19 protein-coding genes are annotated in these 15,791 nt (G+C 73.1%); 8 read left to right on the forward strand and 11 right to left on the reverse strand.

Going from position 1 to position 15,791, the window contains the following annotated elements:
* The coding region (locus ACIWVC_RS31565) for an alpha-isopropylmalate synthase regulatory domain-containing protein (RefSeq protein ID WP_396454953.1) at positions 1-723 on the forward strand (723 nt) is incomplete at its 5' end.
* A gap of 42 nt (positions 724-765) precedes the next feature.
* Here the strand turns inward: ACIWVC_RS31565 and ACIWVC_RS31570 are convergent.
* Entirely contained in the window at positions 766-966 is a 201-nt protein-coding gene (locus tag ACIWVC_RS31570; protein ID WP_396454954.1) for a hypothetical protein, read from the reverse strand.
* A gap of 28 nt (positions 967-994) precedes the next feature.
* On the opposite strand from ACIWVC_RS31570, the gene ACIWVC_RS31575 reads away from it, so the two are divergent.
* The gene (locus ACIWVC_RS31575) at positions 995-2,191 is read left to right on the forward strand and encodes an erythromycin esterase family protein (protein ID WP_396445182.1); all 1,197 of its coding nucleotides are present in this window, start codon (positions 995-997) and stop codon (positions 2,189-2,191) included.
* Between the two features lie 42 nt (positions 2,192-2,233).
* On the opposite strand, the gene ACIWVC_RS31580 is transcribed toward ACIWVC_RS31575, so the two are convergent.
* Together ACIWVC_RS31580 and ACIWVC_RS31585 are read right to left on the reverse strand one after the other, a co-directional pair.
* The gene (locus ACIWVC_RS31580; protein ID WP_396445181.1) at positions 2,234-2,488 is read right to left on the reverse strand and encodes a protealysin inhibitor emfourin; all 255 of its coding nucleotides are present in this window, start codon (positions 2,486-2,488) and stop codon (positions 2,234-2,236) included.
* Between the two features lie 4 nt (positions 2,489-2,492).
* The gene (locus ACIWVC_RS31585; RefSeq protein ID WP_396445180.1) at positions 2,493-3,533 is read right to left on the reverse strand and encodes a M4 family metallopeptidase; all 1,041 of its coding nucleotides are present in this window, start codon (positions 3,531-3,533) and stop codon (positions 2,493-2,495) included.
* 185 nt (positions 3,534-3,718) lie between these two features.
* Here ACIWVC_RS31585 and recO point away from each other — a divergent pair, with 185 nt between their 5' ends.
* Positions 3,719-4,483, forward strand: a complete 765-nt coding sequence (gene recO / locus ACIWVC_RS31590) for a DNA repair protein RecO (protein ID WP_396445179.1) — start codon at positions 3,719-3,721, stop codon at positions 4,481-4,483.
* On the forward strand, positions 4,480-5,277 hold the full coding sequence (locus tag ACIWVC_RS31595; protein ID WP_396445178.1) for an isoprenyl transferase: 798 nt from the start codon (positions 4,480-4,482) through the stop codon (positions 5,275-5,277). Before recO ends, ACIWVC_RS31595 begins: the two co-directional genes overlap by 4 nt.
* 55 nt (positions 5,278-5,332) lie before the next feature.
* Here the strand turns inward: ACIWVC_RS31595 and ACIWVC_RS31600 are convergent, their stop codons facing one another.
* The 7 genes from ACIWVC_RS31600 to ACIWVC_RS31630 form a co-directional block, all read right to left on the reverse strand.
* Positions 5,333-5,758, reverse strand: a complete 426-nt coding sequence (locus ACIWVC_RS31600; protein ID WP_396445177.1) for an OsmC family protein — start codon at positions 5,756-5,758, stop codon at positions 5,333-5,335.
* A gap of 141 nt (positions 5,759-5,899) precedes the next feature.
* On the reverse strand, positions 5,900-7,480 hold the full coding sequence (locus ACIWVC_RS31605; RefSeq protein WP_396445176.1) for a M4 family metallopeptidase: 1,581 nt from the start codon (positions 7,478-7,480) through the stop codon (positions 5,900-5,902).
* 212 nt (positions 7,481-7,692) lie between these two features.
* Complete coding sequence (locus ACIWVC_RS31610) at positions 7,693-8,079, reverse strand: Fur family transcriptional regulator (RefSeq protein ID WP_396445175.1); 387 nt, start codon at positions 8,077-8,079, stop codon at positions 7,693-7,695.
* Positions 8,076-8,975 (reverse strand): metal ABC transporter permease, encoded by a 900-nt coding sequence (locus tag ACIWVC_RS31615; RefSeq protein ID WP_396454955.1) that lies wholly within the window; start codon positions 8,973-8,975, stop codon positions 8,076-8,078. Before ACIWVC_RS31615 ends, ACIWVC_RS31610 begins: the two co-directional genes overlap by 4 nt.
* The gene (locus ACIWVC_RS31620) at positions 8,972-9,724 is read right to left on the reverse strand and encodes a metal ABC transporter ATP-binding protein (RefSeq protein WP_396445173.1); all 753 of its coding nucleotides are present in this window, start codon (positions 9,722-9,724) and stop codon (positions 8,972-8,974) included. The genes ACIWVC_RS31615 and ACIWVC_RS31620 overlap by 4 nt, the downstream gene beginning before the upstream one ends.
* Positions 9,721-10,668 (reverse strand): metal ABC transporter substrate-binding protein, encoded by a 948-nt coding sequence (locus tag ACIWVC_RS31625; RefSeq protein ID WP_396445172.1) that lies wholly within the window; start codon positions 10,666-10,668, stop codon positions 9,721-9,723. Before ACIWVC_RS31625 ends, ACIWVC_RS31620 begins: the two co-directional genes overlap by 4 nt.
* A 32-nt stretch (positions 10,669-10,700) precedes the next feature.
* On the reverse strand, positions 10,701-11,009 hold the full coding sequence (locus ACIWVC_RS31630) for a DUF6703 family protein (protein ID WP_396454956.1): 309 nt from the start codon (positions 11,007-11,009) through the stop codon (positions 10,701-10,703).
* A 111-nt stretch (positions 11,010-11,120) separates the two neighbouring features.
* On the opposite strand from ACIWVC_RS31630, the gene ACIWVC_RS31635 reads away from it, so the two are divergent.
* The 3 genes from ACIWVC_RS31635 (at position 11,121) to ACIWVC_RS31645 (ending at position 14,385) form a co-directional block, all read left to right on the forward strand.
* Positions 11,121-11,414 carry an antibiotic biosynthesis monooxygenase family protein gene (locus ACIWVC_RS31635; protein ID WP_396445170.1) on the forward strand — a complete coding sequence of 98 codons (294 nt, stop codon included), beginning with the start codon at positions 11,121-11,123 and terminating at the stop codon, positions 11,412-11,414.
* 111 nt (positions 11,415-11,525) lie between these two features.
* Positions 11,526-12,827, forward strand: coding sequence for a DUF1906 domain-containing protein (locus ACIWVC_RS31640; RefSeq protein WP_396454957.1), 1,302 nt, complete (start codon positions 11,526-11,528; stop codon positions 12,825-12,827).
* Between the two features lie 169 nt (positions 12,828-12,996).
* Positions 12,997-14,385: a glycine--tRNA ligase gene (locus ACIWVC_RS31645; RefSeq protein ID WP_396445168.1), complete on the forward strand. Its 1,389-nt coding sequence runs from the start codon at positions 12,997-12,999 to the stop codon at positions 14,383-14,385.
* A 141-nt stretch (positions 14,386-14,526) separates the two neighbouring features.
* Here the strand turns inward: ACIWVC_RS31645 and ACIWVC_RS31650 are convergent, their stop codons facing one another.
* Complete coding sequence (locus ACIWVC_RS31650) at positions 14,527-15,201, reverse strand: hypothetical protein (RefSeq protein ID WP_396445167.1); 675 nt, start codon at positions 15,199-15,201, stop codon at positions 14,527-14,529.
* 299 nt (positions 15,202-15,500) lie between these two features.
* Between ACIWVC_RS31650 and ACIWVC_RS31655 the strand changes: the two genes are divergently transcribed.
* A partial coding sequence (locus tag ACIWVC_RS31655) for a hypothetical protein (RefSeq protein ID WP_396454958.1) occupies positions 15,501-15,791 on the forward strand: 291 nt, incomplete at its 3' end.

A 15,791-nucleotide genomic window follows, 5' to 3' on the forward strand; every position in this document is an offset into this window, starting at 1 on the left:
TACGGCGGCGACCTGGTCTACACCGCCTTCTCCGGCTCCCACCAGGACGCCATCAACAAGGGCTTCGACCACCTGCGCCGCGACGCCGAGGCCGCCGGGGTACCGGTGGACGAGTACCGCTGGGAGGTCCCGTACCTGCCGATCGACCCGCACGACGTCGGCCGGACGTACGAGGCCGTCATCCGGGTCAACAGCCAGTCCGGCAAGGGCGGCGTCGCCTACATCATGAAGACCGAGCACTCCCTGGAGCTGCCGCGCCGGCTGCAGATCGAGTTCTCCCGGGTCGTCCAGGAGCACACCGACAGCGAGGGCGGCGAGGTCACGCCCGAGCGCATGTGGGAGATCTTCCAGGACGAGTTCCTCGCCAACGGCCCGCGCGCCGGACTGCTGGCGCACCGCGCCACGTCCCGCGTGGACGAGAAGGACGTGCTCAGCTGCGACGTCCGCATCGACGGCGAGATCCGCGAGATCGAGGGCGTCGGCAACGGCCCCGTCTCCGCGTTCGAGGACGCGCTCGCCACGGTCGGGATCGGCGTGCGCGTGCTGGACTACGCTGAGCACGCGATGAGCGCCGGCGGCGACGCCCGCGCCGCCGCCTACGTCGAGTGCGAGGTGGACGGCACGACGGTCTGGGGCGTCGGCATCGACGGCAACATCGTGACCGCCTCCCTCAAGGCGATCCTGTCCGCGGTGAACCGGGTGTCCCGGACGCAAGTAGCGTAGGCCGCCCGCGCCCTCGCGCCGGATGGCCCTCGACGTGCTCGGCTACGAGCCCCCACCCGGCTGCGGGACGAGCGGGGCCGGCCGGTCGGCCTTGTGCCGCCCGAGTTCGGCGACCCGCTCTTCCCCGCGCCGGCGGAGGTCGTCGCCGGCGCCCTCGCCCAACGCCAGGTCAAGCCGGTCGGCTTCTTCCACCGTTTGAAGCTTTTGGCTCAGAAACTGCGCTGTTTCGACCGAAAGCTTCACTCGGAATTTCAAAGATACTGTCGAAGGCATGGTTACTGGCATCAAGGACGCCGTGCGTGCCGTCGACGCCGCCGCCGTCATGGACCTCCTCCCGGACCGGCCCAGGATGCTCGCGCTGGGCGAGCCGACCCACGGCGAGGAGGTCCTGCTGGAGGTGCGCAACGACCTCTTCCGGCAGCTCGTCGAGCAGGAGGGCTACCGGTCGATCGCGATCGAGAGCGACTGCGTGATGGGCCTGGCCGTGGACGACTACGTCACCTCGGGCACGGGCACCCTCGACGAGGTGATGGAGCGCGGGTTCAGCCACGGCTGGGGCGCCTTTCCCGCCAACCGCGAGCTCGTCCGGTGGATGCGCGCGTACAACGAGGGCCGGCCCGCGTCCGAGCGGGTCCGCTTCGCCGGCTTCGACGGGCCGCTGGAGATGTCCCACGCCGCGAGCCCCCGGCGGGTGCTCACCGCGCTCCACGAGTACCTCGCATCCCGGGTCGGCGAGGACCTGCTGCCCTGCACCGCCGGAACGCTGGACCGCCTGGTCGGCGACGACGACCGCTGGACGGATCCGGCGGCGATGACGGACCCGTCCAAGTCGGTGGGGCGGTCGGCCGAGGCCGCGGAACTGCGGCTGCTGGCCGACGACCTCGCGGCGCTGCTCGACGCGCAGCCGCCGCCCCCGGCGGCCTCGCGGGACGACCACGACCGGGCGCGCCTCTACGCGCGCACCGCCACCGGCCTGCTGCGCTACCACCGCTGGATGGCGGACGCGTCACCGGCCCGCCTGACGTGGCTGGTGAGCGTGCGGGACGCCATGATGGCCGAGAACCTCCTGGCCGCGGCCGGACGGGGCCCCACCCTGGTGCACGCCCACAACGGCCATCTTCAGCGCGCCAAGAGCTCGATGCGGATGGGCGGGCGGCGGCTGGAATGGTGGAGCGCCGGCGCGCTCGCCGGCGCCCGCCTCGGCCGGGACTACGCCTTCCTCGCCGCGGCCCTCGGCACGATCCGGCACCGCGGCGTGGGCGCGCCGCCGCCGGACACCCTCGAAGGACGCCTGTACGCGCTGCCGGAGGACCGCTGCGTCGTCGACGCCCCGCGGCTGGCCATCGCCCTCGGCGGCGCGTGGCCCGCACCGCGCGTCTCGCCCTGGTTCGGCTACGCCCCGCTGGACCCGGCCCACCTGGCCGACATGGACGGAATCGTCTTCGTCAAGGACGCTCCACGGGCATAGCGGCCCTGCCCGGCCGGGCGCCCCGGGGGTGGCGCGGCGGGCTCAGCGGGCGCGGCCGAGGACGTGGTGCACCAGCTCGCGGAGGGGGCCGTGGAGCTGCGCCTCGCCGACGGTGGTGCGGTCGCCGTCGATGTCGATCTCGTAGAGGAACTGGTCGGGGATCCGCCCCGGCGGCGGCACCGTCTTCAGGTCCACCCGGTGGACGAGCCTCGTCAGCATGGGGTCGCTGGCGCTGTCGGACTCGGCGCGCCGCTCGATCCCCGCGAACCCTCCGCTGCGGACGACTGTGACCTTCAATGCCCTATCCGTTCGCCTCCAAGGGGACGCCTACCCCCGTCCAGGCCCGAGTCACGGCCTTCTCCTCGACGGAGCCGGCACCGTACAGCCGGGTCGCGGCCTGGACGGTCGCGGCGGCGAACCCGGCGAAGCCGACGTCGGTGGCCAGGGTGCCGCCGGTCAGCGCGTCGTACCAGACGCGCCCGGCCTTCTCCCAGGCGTTGCCGCCGATGGCGGTCGCCGCGAGGTAGAAGGCGTGGTTGGGGATGCCCGAGTTGATGTGGACGCCCCCGTTGTCGCGGTACGTCTCAACGTAGTGGTCCATGTGCGCGGGCTGCGGGTCCTTGCCGAGGCGGGGGTCGTCGTAGGCGGTGCCGGGCTCCTTCATCGAGCGCAGCGCGACGCCGTCGACGCCCTCGGCGAGCAGGCCCTGCCCGATGAGCCAGTCGGCGCGGTCGGCGGTCTGCCCGAGATGCCACTGCTTGATCAGCGAGCCGAACACGTCCGACATGGACTCGTTGAGGGCGCCCGCCTGGCCGTAGTACTCCAGGTTCGCGGTGTGCTGGGTGACGCCGTGGGCCAGCTCGTGGCCGGTGACGTCGAGGCAGCCGGTGAACGAGGTGAAGATGACGCCGTCGCCGTCGCCGTACACCATCTGCTCGCCGTTCCAGAAGGCGTTGTCGTACCGGTCGCCGTAGTGGACGGTCGAGACCATCCGCAGCCCGGCGCCGTCGATCGAGTTGCGCCGGTAGGCGGCCTCGAAGAAGTCGAAGGTCGCGCCGAGCCAGTCGTAGGCCTGGTCGGCCGCCTCGTCGCCGCAGGCGGGGGCGCCCTCGGCGCGGACGGTGCGGCCGGGCAGCTCCTCGCGGTGCCCCGCGTCGGCGATCGTCCGGTCGGGGACGAAGTCCTCGGAGGGAGCGGGGGCCTCCGCCGCGGTCATCTTGCGGTCGGTGAACTGCGCGGAGGTGAGCGCCAGCGTACGGCGGGCGCGGGCGCGGAGGGCCGGGTCGTCGGCGCCGCGGGCGATCCGCTCCAGCATGTGCGGTGGCACGATGTGGCATCTCATGCCCCAACGCTGCCACCTCGCTGTGGTTCAGGCCACAACTTTCGGCACGCCGTGTCGGCCGAATCCGATCACGGTACGTGATCGTTGTGCGGCGCAGTGATACCGGCCGGGTGACTTGTGCAGATCCTGGGGAGATGCCGGGCCGCGGCGCCGAGGCACACGGCGGCGTGCGTCAGAATGAACGGGTGACCCTCTACCGCGACGAAGGCATCGTGCTGCGCACCCAGAAGCTGGGCGAGGCCGATCGCATCGTGACGGTGCTGACCCGGCGGACCGGCCGGATCCGCGCCGCGGCCAAGGGGGTGCGCAAGACCAAATCCCGTTTCGGGGCGCGGCTGGAGCCGTTCACGCACGTGGACCTCCAGCTGTACGAGCGGCGCTCCCTCGACCTGATCACCCAGGCCGAGACGATCCGTCCCTACGGGGAGGCCCTCGTCGCCGACTACCCCCGCTACACGGCGGGGACGGCGATGCTGGAGACGGCGGAGAAGCTGACGAGCGAGGAGGGCGAGCCCGCGCTGCGGCAGTTCCTGCTGCTGGTCGGCGGGCTGCGCACGCTGGCCGAGCGGGGCCACGACCCCCGGCTCGTGCTGGACGCGTTCCTGCTGCGCTCGCTGTCGGTCGCCGGCTGGGCGCCCGCGCTGGACGAGTGCTGCCGCTGCGGCACCCGCGGCGGGCTGCGCGGGTTCGCCATCGCGGCGGGCGGCGCGGTCTGCGCGAACTGCCGGCAGCCGGGCGCGGCGACCCCGGCGCCGCCGACGTTCGCGCTGATGCTGGCGCTGCTGCGCGGCGACTGGGCGTACGCCGACGGCAGCGAGCAGCGCCACCGGGCGGAGGCCAGCGGCCTCGTCGCCGCCTACCTCCAGTGGCACCTGGAGCACGGGATCCGCTCGCTCCGGCACGTGGAGCGGGACGAGCACACCGACGACACCGACAGGGAGCGAGTTTGACCAGGGCCGTATCGCCGCCTGAGCCGCACCGGGACGGCGCCGTCCCGCCCGCGATCCCCGCGGAGCTGGTGCCGCGGCACGTCGCGATCGTCATGGACGGCAACGGCCGCTGGGCGAAGGAGCGCGGGCTGCCGCGCACCGAGGGGCACAAGCGCGGGGAGGACTCCCTCTTCGACGTCATCATGGGTGCGATCGAGCTGGGCGTCCCCTACCTGTCGGCGTACGCGTTCTCCACCGAGAACTGGAAGCGCTCCCCGGACGAGGTCCGCTTCCTCATGGGCTTCAACCGCGACGTGATCCGCCGGCGCCGCGACCAGCTCCACTCGATGGGCGTCCGCGTCCGCTGGGCCGGCCGGCGGCCGCGGCTGTGGCGCAGCGTCATCAAGGAGCTGGAGACGGCCGAGGAGATGACGCGCGACAACGACGTCCTCACCCTGCAGTTCTGCGTGAACTACGGCGGCCGGGCCGAGATCGCGGACGCCGCCGCGGCGATCGCCCGCGACGTCCGCGACGGCAGGCTCAATCCCGACCGGATCAACGAGAAGGTCTTCGCCCGCTACCTGGACGAGCCCGGCATCCCGGACGTCGACCTGTTCCTGCGCTCGTCGGGGGAGCAGCGCACGTCCAACTTCCTGCTCTGGCAGTCGGCCTACGCCGAGATGGTGTTCCTCGACACGCTCTGGCCGGACTTCGACCGCCGCCACCTGTGGCACGCGTGCGAGATCTACGCCTCGCGGGACCGCCGGTACGGCGGCGCGATCCCGAATCCCGTGGAGCCGGCCGCGGCGGGCTGACGTCCGGGCGCCGGGTGCCGGCGCCCGGACGCCGCCGCTCCTCGGGCGCCGGTCCTCAGGCGAGGGCGGCGTCGAGGGTGATGGTGGTGCCCGCCAGGGCCTTGCTGACCGGGCAGCCGGCCTTGGCGTCCTGGGCGAACTTCTCGAAGTCGGCGGCGGACAGTCCGGGGACGCTCGCCCGGACGGTCAGGTGGACGCCGGTGATGCCCTCGCCCGGCTGGAAGGTGACCTCGGCCTTGGTGTCCACCTTCTCGGGGGGCGACCCGGCGCCGGCGAGGGCGTGCGAGAGCGCCATCGAGAAGCAGGTGGAGTGCGCGGCGGCGATGAGCTCCTCCGGGCTCGTCCGGCCGCCCGGCTCCTCGGACCGCGATGCCCAGGTCACGTCGTACGTGCCGAGCTTCGAGGAGTCCAGCGAGACGGTCCCCTGGCCCTCGATGAGCGAGCCTTCCCAGTGCGCGTTTGCGGTGCGTGTCGTAGCCATGCCCCGATTCTTCACCATGGCCGGACTTCGCGGATCGCCAACACGTGGATCACCGGCACGTGGATCACCGGCACGGGAGAGCCCCGCGTCCGCGCGGCACATCGGAACGCGGACGCGGGGCGGTCCCCGGAACAGGGGTCTCTAGTTGACGTTCACCGCGGACCAGGCGGCGGCCACGGTGTTGTACTGGGTGCTGCCCGCGCCGTAGAGGTCCCTGGCCGCGTTCAGGGTCGCGGTGCGCGCGCCCTGGTAGTTGGTCGAGGACGTCATGTACGTGGTCAGCGCCCGGTACCAGATCTTCGTGGCGGCGTCCCGGCCGATGCCGGTGATCGTGGAGCCGTTGGACGTGGGGCTGTTGTAGGAGACGCCGTTGATCGTCTTGGCGCCGCTGCCCTCGGACAGCAGGTAGAAGAAGTGGTTCGCGACGCCCGAGGAGTAGTGGACGTCGAGGTTCTTGGTGCTGGACGACCAGGCGTCGGGGGAGTTGCCGTCGCGGCTCGGCCGGTCCATGAACCGCAGCGCGGCCTTGCCGAAGCCGGGCAGGACGACCTCCTCGCCGACCAGGTAGTCGCCGACGTCGTTCGGGTTGTTCGCGTAGAACTCGACGGCGGCGGCCATGATGTCGGACGTCGCCTCGTTCAGCCCGCCGGACTCCCCGGAGTAGGTGAGGTTCGCGGTCGAGCTGGTGACGCCGTGGCTCATCTCGTGCGCGGCCACGTCCAGGGACGTGAGCGGGCCGAGGTCGGAGCCGTCACCGTCGCCGTAGGTCATGCAGAAGCACGAGTCGTCCCAGAACGCGTTGGCGTAGCCGTTGCCGTAGTGGACGCGGTTGAACGACCCCTTGCCGTCGCCGGCGATGCCGGTGCGGCCGAAGACGTTCTTGTAGAAGTCCCACGTCATGTCGGTGCCGAACTGGGCGTCGACGGCGACGGTGGCGCGGTCGGACGTGGTGCCGCTGCCCCAGTGGTTGTCGGCGTCGGTGAACAGCGTGGCGGGGGCGCGCCGGAAGCACCAGATGAGGAAGCAGAGGTCGGTCTGGTTCTCGGCGTCGCCGGTGTAGGTGTTGCCGCGCGACGGGTCCTTCAGCTGGTAGGTGCTGCCGGACTTGGTGGTGTTCAGCGGGACCGTCCCGGTGTAGAGCGACTTGCCGTCGCCCGCCTCGGTGCGGACGGTCTCCTCGCGCAGCAGGACCTTGCCGGTCGCGGCGTCCACGGAGGTGAAGACGCGGCTCGGCGTCCCGTCGGCCTGCGTGCCGACGGTCTGGATGCGCCAGGCGAGGCGCGGCTTGTGGTCGGCGGTGCGCGCCTCCACCACCAGCGCGGGGGAGCCCTCGGCCTTGCGGTGCTTGGTGACGGCGCGCTTCTGGGCGGTCTTGGCGGAGACCTCGGGGCTGGAGTCGGCGGGAGCCTTCGCGAGCGTGCCGCTGCTGCCGCGCCAGGCGCCGGCGGCGGACTGGTGGACGACGACGTCGCCGCCGAGCACCGGCAGGCCGTTGTAGGTGCGCGTCATCCGGGTGTGGGAGGTGCCGTCCCGGTCCATGCTGACCCGGACGACGTGGAACGCCTGGCCGGTCCCGGCGCGGACTTCGGGAGCGCGCGCGGTGAGCGCGTGGAGCGCGCGCTCGGCGGCCTGCCGCGGGGTCGGCGGGGACGGCGCCTGCCGTGCGGACGCGGGCACCGCGGTGCCGGCGGTCGCGAGCAGGGTCGCCGAAGCCAGGAGCACGGTTCTTCGGCTGGTGAACGCCCGTCTTGTCATGTACGCCCTCTCGTGCGGGCGCCACGCACCCCCGGGGGCCCGCCGTCGGGCCTGCCGTGGCGACGGGACATTTATGACATAGGGCTACTCGCAAGTAGATGTCACAATTTGCCAAGGATTGCCTACGCGGCGTGTGAAGTGCGAGTCTTGCCGGATTTTACCGGGGCTTTACGCGCCGGTCAGCGGGGCTCGGCCGGGCAGTCCGGGCACGTGCCGAAGACCTCGACGGTGTGCGTTATGCCGGTGAAGCCGTGCTCGGCGGCGATCGCGTCCGCCCAGCGCTCCACGGCCGGTCCCTCGACCTCGATCGTCCGGCCGCAGTCGCGGCAGACCAGGTGGTGGTGGTGCTCCTCGGTGCGGCAGGCGCGGTAGACGGCCTCGCCCTCGTCGGTGCGCAGCACGTCGACCTCGCCGGCGTCGCTGAGCGCCTGCAGCGCCCGGTAGACGGTGGTCAGGCCGATCTTGGAGCCGTCGGCGCGCAGGTCGGCGTAGATGTCCTGCGCGCTGCGGAACCCTTCGCAGCCGGCCAGCACCTGCCGTACCGCGTCCCGGCGGGCCGTCGTCATCCCCCAAGCACCTCCGCCTCGGCATCCACGCGCGCCTCCGCGCCGGTTCCGGCGGGGACGGCGTCGCCCGCCGCGCCGGCGCGGGCGCGCCTGCGGCGCACCACCGAGCCCCCGGCGACCGCGGCCGCGAACGCCGCGAGCGCCAGCAGCACGATCGAGGGGCCTGGAGGCAGATCGTACTCGAAGGACCCGGTGAGGCCCGAAACGGCCGACAGCACCCCGATCCCCATCGCGGCCGCCATCGTCCCCCAGAAGCCGCGGGCGAGCTGCTGCGCCGCCGCGACCGGGACGATCATCAGCGCGCTGACCAGCAGCAGCCCGATCGCGCGCATCGAGATCACCACGGTGACGGCGGCGGTCGCGGCGATCAGCACGCTGAGGAACCGGACGGGCAGGCCCGCCGCGCGCGCCACCTCCTCGTCCTGGCACAGCAGGAACAGCTCGCGGCCGAACAGCGCGATGATCGCGAGGACGGCGGCGGCGAGCCCCGCGACCACGTACAGGTCGGCCGCCGTCACGCTGCTGATCGAGCCGAACAGGTAGGACTGCAGGGTCGCCGACCCCCCGCCGTTGGCGTTGGTGAGGATCACGCCGCCCGCGAGGCCGCCGTAGAACAGCAGCGCGAGCGCGACGTCCCCGCCGCTGCGGCTGCGGGCCCGCAGCAGCTCGATCGCCACCGCGCCGAGCACCGACACCGCCAGCGCGCCGAGCACGGGGGAGGCGCCGGTGAGCAGCCCCAGCCCGATGCCGGTCAGCGCGATGTGCCCGATGCCGTCGCCGAGCAGCGACAGCCTGCGCTGCACCATGAACGTGCCCACGGCCGGCGCGGTCAGCCCGATCAGCACCGCCATCACCAGGGCGACGCGCATGAAGTCGTACTGCAGCATCTCGCTCACGCGGTCCTCCCCAGGGTCTCGCGGGCCGCCTCGCGGACGACGCGGCCGTGGCCGAGTTCGATCGTGCGGGTGACGAGCGGTTCCACCGGGCCCAGCTCGTGCGCCACCAGGACCACCGTGCGCCCGGCTCCGGCCAGGTCGTGCAGGGCGGCGGCGAGCGCCGCCTGGTTGCGCGCGTCCACGCCGGCGGTCGGCTCGTCCAGCACGAGCACGTCGGGCTCGCCGGCGAGGGCGCGGGCGATCAGCACCCGCTGCTGCTGGCCGCCGGACAGCAGGTGCGCCGAGTCGCGGGCCCGCTCGGCGAGCCCGACGGTCCGCAGGGCGCGGTCGACGGCGGCGCGGTCGGCCGCCCGGCCGGCGCCGAGGGCGGGCAGCCAGCGCGACCGCCGCGCCACCCGCCCGGACGCCACGACCTCCCGGACGGTCGCCGGGACGCCGCCGCCGAGCGGGAGCCGCTGCGGGACGTACCCGATCCGGTGCCATCCGCGGAACCGGGCGGGCGGCTCGCCGTAGATCAGGGTCCGGCCGGCGGACAGCGGGACCAGCCCGAGCAGCGCCTTGACCAGCGTCGACTTTCCCGCGCCGTTCGGCCCGAGGATCGCCAGCACCTCGCCCGCCGCCACCCGCAGGTCGACGCCGGCGAGGATCTCGCGGCCGTCGCGGCGGACCGTCCCGCCGGCCATCGCGAACGGCGGCGGGGCCTGCTCGGGCGCGTCCTCCTCGCGCGTGTCCGAAGCGGGGCGGTTCATGAGCACTCCAGGGCGGGACGCAGGGTCCGCAGGTTCCGTTGCATGATCGTCATGTAGTCGTCGGACGAGCCGTCCCCGACGCCCTCCGCGGGGTCGAGCACGGCGGTCCGCACACCGGCCTCGCGGGCCAGCGCCTCGGCGGTCTTCGGGCTGACCAGCGTCTCGGTGAAGACCGTCGTCGCGCCGGTCGCCGAGATCGTCCGCGTCAGCTCGGCCAGCCGCCGGGGGGACGGCCCGCCGGACGGGTCGACCCCCGACACCGGGAGCTGCCGCAGCCCGTAGCGGTCCGCCAGGTAGCCGAACGCCGCGTGCGCGGTGATGATCTCCCGGCGCGCGCACGTCCGCAGGCCGTCCCGGAAGGCGCGGTCGAGGCGGGTCAGCTCGCCGGCGGCGGCCGCGGCGCGCCGCCGGTAGCCGGGCGCCCGGCCGGGGTCGGCGGCGGCCAGCCGGTCGCCGAGCGCGGTCGCGACGGCGGCCATGCGGCTCGGGTCGAGCCAGATGTGCGGGTCGTAGGGCGCCTCGCGGTGGCGGACGCCGTCGTGCGCCTCGTGGTCGTCGGTCTCGCCCGGCGGCGGCAGCGTCCGCACGAGCGAGGCGGCGTCCAGCGACCTGCCCCGGGCGTGCTCGGCCACGGCGTCGTCCACGGCGGGCTGGACGCCCCTGACGTAGACGGCGAGGTCGGCGTCCTCGATGTCGGCGACCTGCCGGGCCGTCAGCTCCAGGTCGTGCGGCTCGGTTCCGGGCCGGGTGAGCGTCCGGACGAAGACGTCGTCCCCGCCGACCCGCTCGGCCAGCCACGCCATCGGGTAGAACGACGCGACCACCGCGGTTTTGCCCGGCGGGACGCGGGCCTGCGCGCCGGCGCAGCCCGCCGTCCCCGCGGCGAGCCCGGCCAGTGCCAGGGCGGCCGCCGGGAGGGCGCGAAGGGAGCGGAGGCGGGACACACGGCGATTATGGACGAAGATGAAAACGGTTGTCAAAACCGTCCGATGCCGCGTCCCAGGGCGAAAGCGGTCAGGACCCCCAGCGCGACGATCCGCAGCAGCCGTCCCGAGCCGTCGAGCGCGGGCCAGTTGAGGTAGGCGAACCAGCCCAGCGCGGCGGCGAGCACCAGCAGCCCGGCCGCGGCGACCCAGCCCGTCCCGGCCATGCCGATCACCAGCAGCACGAACACCGCGACGAGCAGGACCCACCGCGGCAGCCGGTGCAGGAACACCACCGGGGCCGCGCTCCGCCGCTCGATGGCGGCCCGCAGGCCGCCGGGACGCTCATCCTTCGTCTCCACGGGCCCCAACGTAACCGAGTGCGCTCCATCCTCGGGAGGGGCGCCCGGCCCCGCGGCGCGCGGCGCCGACCCGGGGGCCGGACGCGGAGCGCCCGCTGCCAGGATGGACGGATGATCGCGATAACCCGGTACCGGGTCCCGGACGAGGAGGCCGCGGGCTTCGCCGAGCGGATGGACGCGGTGCTGGCGGCGCTGTCCGCGAGCCCCGGATTCCGCTCCGGGCGCCTCGCCCGGACCGTCGACGACCCGGGTCTGTGGGCGCTCGTCACCGAGTGGGACGGCGCCGGGCACTACCGGCGGGCGCTCGGCGCCTACGAGGTCCGGCTCCAGTTCATGCCGCTCGCCGTCATGGCCGTGGACGAGCCCGGCGCCTACGAGGTCGTCAGCTCGGCCGGGCCCGCCTGATTCAGGAGCGGGGCAACCGCAGGGCAAGAAGCGCCCCGGCCCGGTTTCGGCCGCGCCGACCATGGTCATCTTTGCCCCTGCACGATCACTCGGTCGCCGGGGGGAGATGCGATGCGCCACACCGTCCTGTCCAGTCTTCTCTCCGGGGCGGCGGCGGTCGCTCCCGTCCTCGCCGTCCTCGGGGCGGACGGCGCGCGGCTCGCGGCACGCCCCGCGGCCGCGCTGACCGGAGCGAGGCCCGCCGGTGCCGCGGGTCCGCGCGTCGTCGAGTACCGGGGGCTGCGCGTCCCCGTCCCGGCGGGCTGGCGGGTCCACCGGCTCGACGCCGACCCGGCCCGCTGCGTCCGCTACGACCGGCACGCCGTCTACCTGGGGCGGCCCGGGCCGCAGCCCGACTGCCCGGCCCGCGTCGTCGGCCGCACCGAGGCCCTGCACATCGAGCCCGCCGGAGACGGCCGCGGCGCCCGGACCGTCGTGCACGCCGACAGGCTCGCCGCCATCACCGTCGCGCCGAACGCCGAGCACGAGACGCGGCTCACCCTCCCCGAGGCCGGGGTCGCGATCACCGGCGTGTACGGGAAGGACCCGGGCCGGCTCCAGCGGGTGCTGCGCGGCGCCCGGCTCTCCGCGAAGTGGACCGCGGCGCCCCGCCCGCCCGCGGCCGCGCCGGAGCCGGACGTCCGCCGGGACGCCCCCGCCGCCGGCTCGCCGCGGGACGCCGCCCCGGACCGCCCCTGGGTGCGCGGCAAGGGATTCGACACGTGCACGGCGCCGTCGCTCGCGACGATGAAGGCGTGGCGGCCGTCCTTCAAGGTCACCAACATCTACATCGGCGGCGCGGCGCGGGGCTGCGCGCAGCCCAACCTCACCGCGTCCTGGGTGCGGCGGGTCCGCGCGATGGGGTACCGGATCACGCCCACCTACGTCGGCCTGCAGGCGCCGTGCGGCAGCCGCCCGCAGCGCTTCACCCGCAAGAACGCCGCCGCGCAGGGCGCGAAGGCCGCCGTGGACGCCGCGCGCAGGGCCGGCGCGCTCGGCATCCCGGAGGGCGCGCCGCTCTACTTCGACATGGAGGCGTACGACAGCGGGAAGAAGGCGTGCAAGGCCGCCGTCCTGCGGTTCGTCGACCGATGGGTGAAGCAGCTGGCGGACGAGGGCTACGTCCCGTGCCTCTACAGCAGCGCCAAGTCCGGCATCCGGGACGTCGGACGGGCCACCGGCATCAGCAAGCCCGCCTGCGTCTGGTTCGCCAACTGGAACGGGAGGGCCTCGGTCTACAAGGACCCGTACCTGCCGGACCGCTGGTGGTCCCCGCACCGCCGCATCAAGCAGTACCGGGGCGGCCACAAGGAGAAGCACGGCGGCGTCACGCTCAACATCGACAGCAACATCGTGGACGGACGTGTTCACTAGCGCCTTCCGCACCGCCCGTGTGCCCTAAGCTGGGGAATGCTCTCCGGCGCCGGCGACGACCGCGCCGGGGCTAGCACCGGGGATCACACTCGCCGCCGCCCGCCGCTTCCGCGGGGTCCGGCGGCGCACTCACTGTCCCGCCGACCGCCAGCCGGATGGAGAAGATTAGATGGCACGCCGTTCCGATGTGCTGGACACGATCGTCAACCTCGCCAAGCGGCGGGGCCTGGTCTACCCGTCGAGCGAGATCTACGGCGGGCTCCGCGCCTCCTGGGACTACGGGCCGCTCGGCGTGGAGCTGAAGAACAACGTCAAGCGCCAGTGGTGGAAGTCCATGGTGCAGGGCCGCGAGGACATCGTCGGCCTCGACTCGTGCGTCATCCTGGCGCGCGAGGTCTGGGAGGCCAGCGGCCACGTCCAGGCGTTCGTCGACCCGCTCACCGAGTGCCAGTCCTGCCACAAGCGCTTCCGGGCCGACCACCTGGAGGAGGCCTACGAGGAGAAGCACGGCCGCCCGCCGGCGAACGGCCTGGCCGACATCAGCTGCCCGAACTGCGGCGTCAAGGGCTCCTTCACCGAGCCGAAGATGTTCAACGGGCTGCTCAAGACCTACCTCGGCCCCGTCGAGGACGAGTCCGGCCTCGCCTACCTGCGGCCGGAGACCGCGCAGGGCATCTTCATCAACTACCTGAACGTCCAGCAGTCCGCGCGCCGCAAGGTGCCGTTCGGCATCGGGCAGATCGGCAAGTCGTTCCGCAACGAGATCACGCCCGGCAACTTCATCTTCCGGACCCGCGAGTTCGAGCAGATGGAGATGGAGTTCTTCGTCAAGCCGGGCAGCGACGAGGAATGGCACCAGTACTGGATCGACGAGCGCATGCAGTGGTACGTCGACCTCGGCATCCGCAAGGAGAACCTGCGGCTCTACGAGCACCCGCAGGAGAAGCTGTCGCACTACTCCAAGCGCACCGTCGACGTGGAGTACCGGTTCGATTTCGTCGGCAGCGAGTGGGGCGAGCTTGAGGGCATCGCCAACCGCACCGACTTCGACCTGACGACGCACTCCAAGGCGTCCGGCGCCGACCTGTCGTTCTTCGACCAGGAGTCCGGCGAGCGGTACACCCCGTACGTGATCGAGCCCGCGGCGGGCGTCGACCGCTGCACGCTCACGTTCATGATGGACGCCTACGCCGAGGACGAGGCGCCGAACGCCAAGGGCAAGATGGAGAAGCGCACCGTCATGCGCCTCGACCGGCGGCTCGCCCCGGTCAAGGTCGCGGTGCTGCCGCTGTCGCGCAACGCCGACCTGTCGCCGAAGGCCCGCGACCTCGCCGCGGTGCTGCGCCGCAACTGGAACGTGGAGTTCGACGACGCGGGCGCCATCGGCCGCCGCTACCGCCGCCAGGACGAGATCGGCACGCCGTTCTGCGTCACCGTCGACTTCGACACCCTGGAGGACGAGGCCGTCACCGTCCGGGAGCGCGACTCGATGAGCCAGGAGCGCATCTCGATCAGCCAGGTGGAGGCGTTCCTCGCGGCGCAGCTCGTCGGCTGCTGACCTCGGGCCGTCCCGCGGACGAGACCGCTGCGGGCCGCCCCCGCGCACAGGGGGCGGCCCGCTTCTCATGGGAGCACGTGTTGGGAGCGTGTCCTTGGTGGGAGCGAATGTGGGAGCGGTTCTCTGGGAGCGTTCTTCCGATCAGTCCGTGACGTACAGGGCCTGGTCGAAGGTGCCGGAGCCGGCGTTGGTCTCGCCGCGCAGCGCGTAGGTGGCGCTGACGGTGGCGGTGCCCGGGCAGAAGAAGCTGCCGCCGGTCTTGCTGACGGTGGCGTTCTGCACGCCGACCTGGGCGTCGCTGCTGCTCGTGACGGGGCGCGCGGCGTTGTCGCCGTTGAAGCCGTTGGCGGTGAGGTTGCCGCCGTACACGCAGGTGATGCCGCCGAAGATGTTCACGGTGGCCTTGACGCTGAAGTTCCTGATCGTGACGGCCGCGTCGCGGCCGCCGGTGTGACCGGAGTCGTAGACGACGTCGCCGCCCGTCCAGGGCAGGTTCTGCGTCTGGATCGTCGAGCTGACGCTGCCGGAGCAGGGTCCGCCGCCGGTCCCGCTGAAGTTCGCGCTGTCGATGGTGAGGCCGGTGCCGTCGCTGTTGATGGAGCCGGTCATCGTCGACTCGCTGCAGGACCCGCTGCCGATCGACGTGGAGACCGTCGCGGTGCCGAGCAGGGAGGCCTGGACGTTGCCGGAGTAGGCGTCGGCCGTGGCCGAGCCCTTGCGGATGGTCGTGCCCGCGGCGTACGCGGGGGCGACCCCCGCGGCGAGGACGGCCAGTGCGGCGGTTCCGACGATCGCGGTCTGTCTGATACGTGCCACCGGATACTCCTCTGTCCGGTTCGGGGTGGGCATACGCGAAAGTAATTCGCGTTGAACCGCCCGGCAATGGATGGCGGCCGATCTCAATCTGGCCGGATCGGGACACCATCCAGTGTCTGCTGGTAAGGCCGTATGCGGCCGAGCGGGTAATGGCAATGTCACGCCGGGTCACTTGACGGCAATGGGCATCCGTGTTGCGGCCGGTGTAAAGGGAAGGGCGTCTCCGGTCCGGGGAACGTGGGCTAGGTTGGCCTGGACGACCGGACGCACGGCGGGCCCCGGCGAGCAGGGAGGGCGGAATGCGCGACTCGCGGCATCCCCTCCTGCCCTGCGCCCGGCTGCTCGTCGTCGTGCTGGGCCTGCTCGGCTTCGCCGTCGGGCCGGTCGGCGCCGGAGCCCACGGCGGGACATCCGCCACCGGGGCGATCTCCGGCGTCCGGACCGCGCCGGTCGCGAAGGCGCCCACCCGCACCCGGGCGTCCGCCAAGTCGCGCACGGCCCGGCACACGCACGCCGTCCTCGCCGCCGTCGCCCGGCACGCCGCCGGCGCCGCCGCGCCCGGCGCGCAGCACCCCGTGCACGCCGCGCTC

It is taken from the genome of Actinomadura sp. (assembly GCF_044508335.1).
In the GTDB taxonomy this organism is placed as follows: domain Bacteria; phylum Actinomycetota; class Actinomycetes; order Streptosporangiales; family Streptosporangiaceae; genus Spirillospora.

Coding starts and splice junctions, on each gene's coding strand:
- ACIWVC_RS31575 (WP_396445182.1), top strand. CDS start 995: ATGGTTACTGGCATCAAGGACGCCGTGCGTGCCGTCGACGCCGCCGCC.
- ACIWVC_RS31585 (WP_396445180.1), bottom strand. CDS start 3,533: ATGAGATGCCACATCGTGCCACCGCACATGCTGGAGCGGATCGCCCGC.
- ACIWVC_RS31600 (WP_396445177.1), bottom strand. CDS start 5,758: ATGGCTACGACACGCACCGCAAACGCGCACTGGGAAGGCTCGCTCATC.
- ACIWVC_RS31610 (WP_396445175.1), bottom strand. CDS start 8,079: ATGACGACGGCCCGCCGGGACGCGGTACGGCAGGTGCTGGCCGGCTGC.
- ACIWVC_RS31620 (WP_396445173.1), bottom strand. CDS start 9,724: ATGAACCGCCCCGCTTCGGACACGCGCGAGGAGGACGCGCCCGAGCAG.
- ACIWVC_RS31635 (WP_396445170.1), top strand. CDS start 11,121: ATGATCGCGATAACCCGGTACCGGGTCCCGGACGAGGAGGCCGCGGGC.
- ACIWVC_RS31640 (WP_396454957.1), top strand. CDS start 11,526: ATGCGCCACACCGTCCTGTCCAGTCTTCTCTCCGGGGCGGCGGCGGTC.
- ACIWVC_RS31645 (WP_396445168.1), top strand. CDS start 12,997: ATGGCACGCCGTTCCGATGTGCTGGACACGATCGTCAACCTCGCCAAG.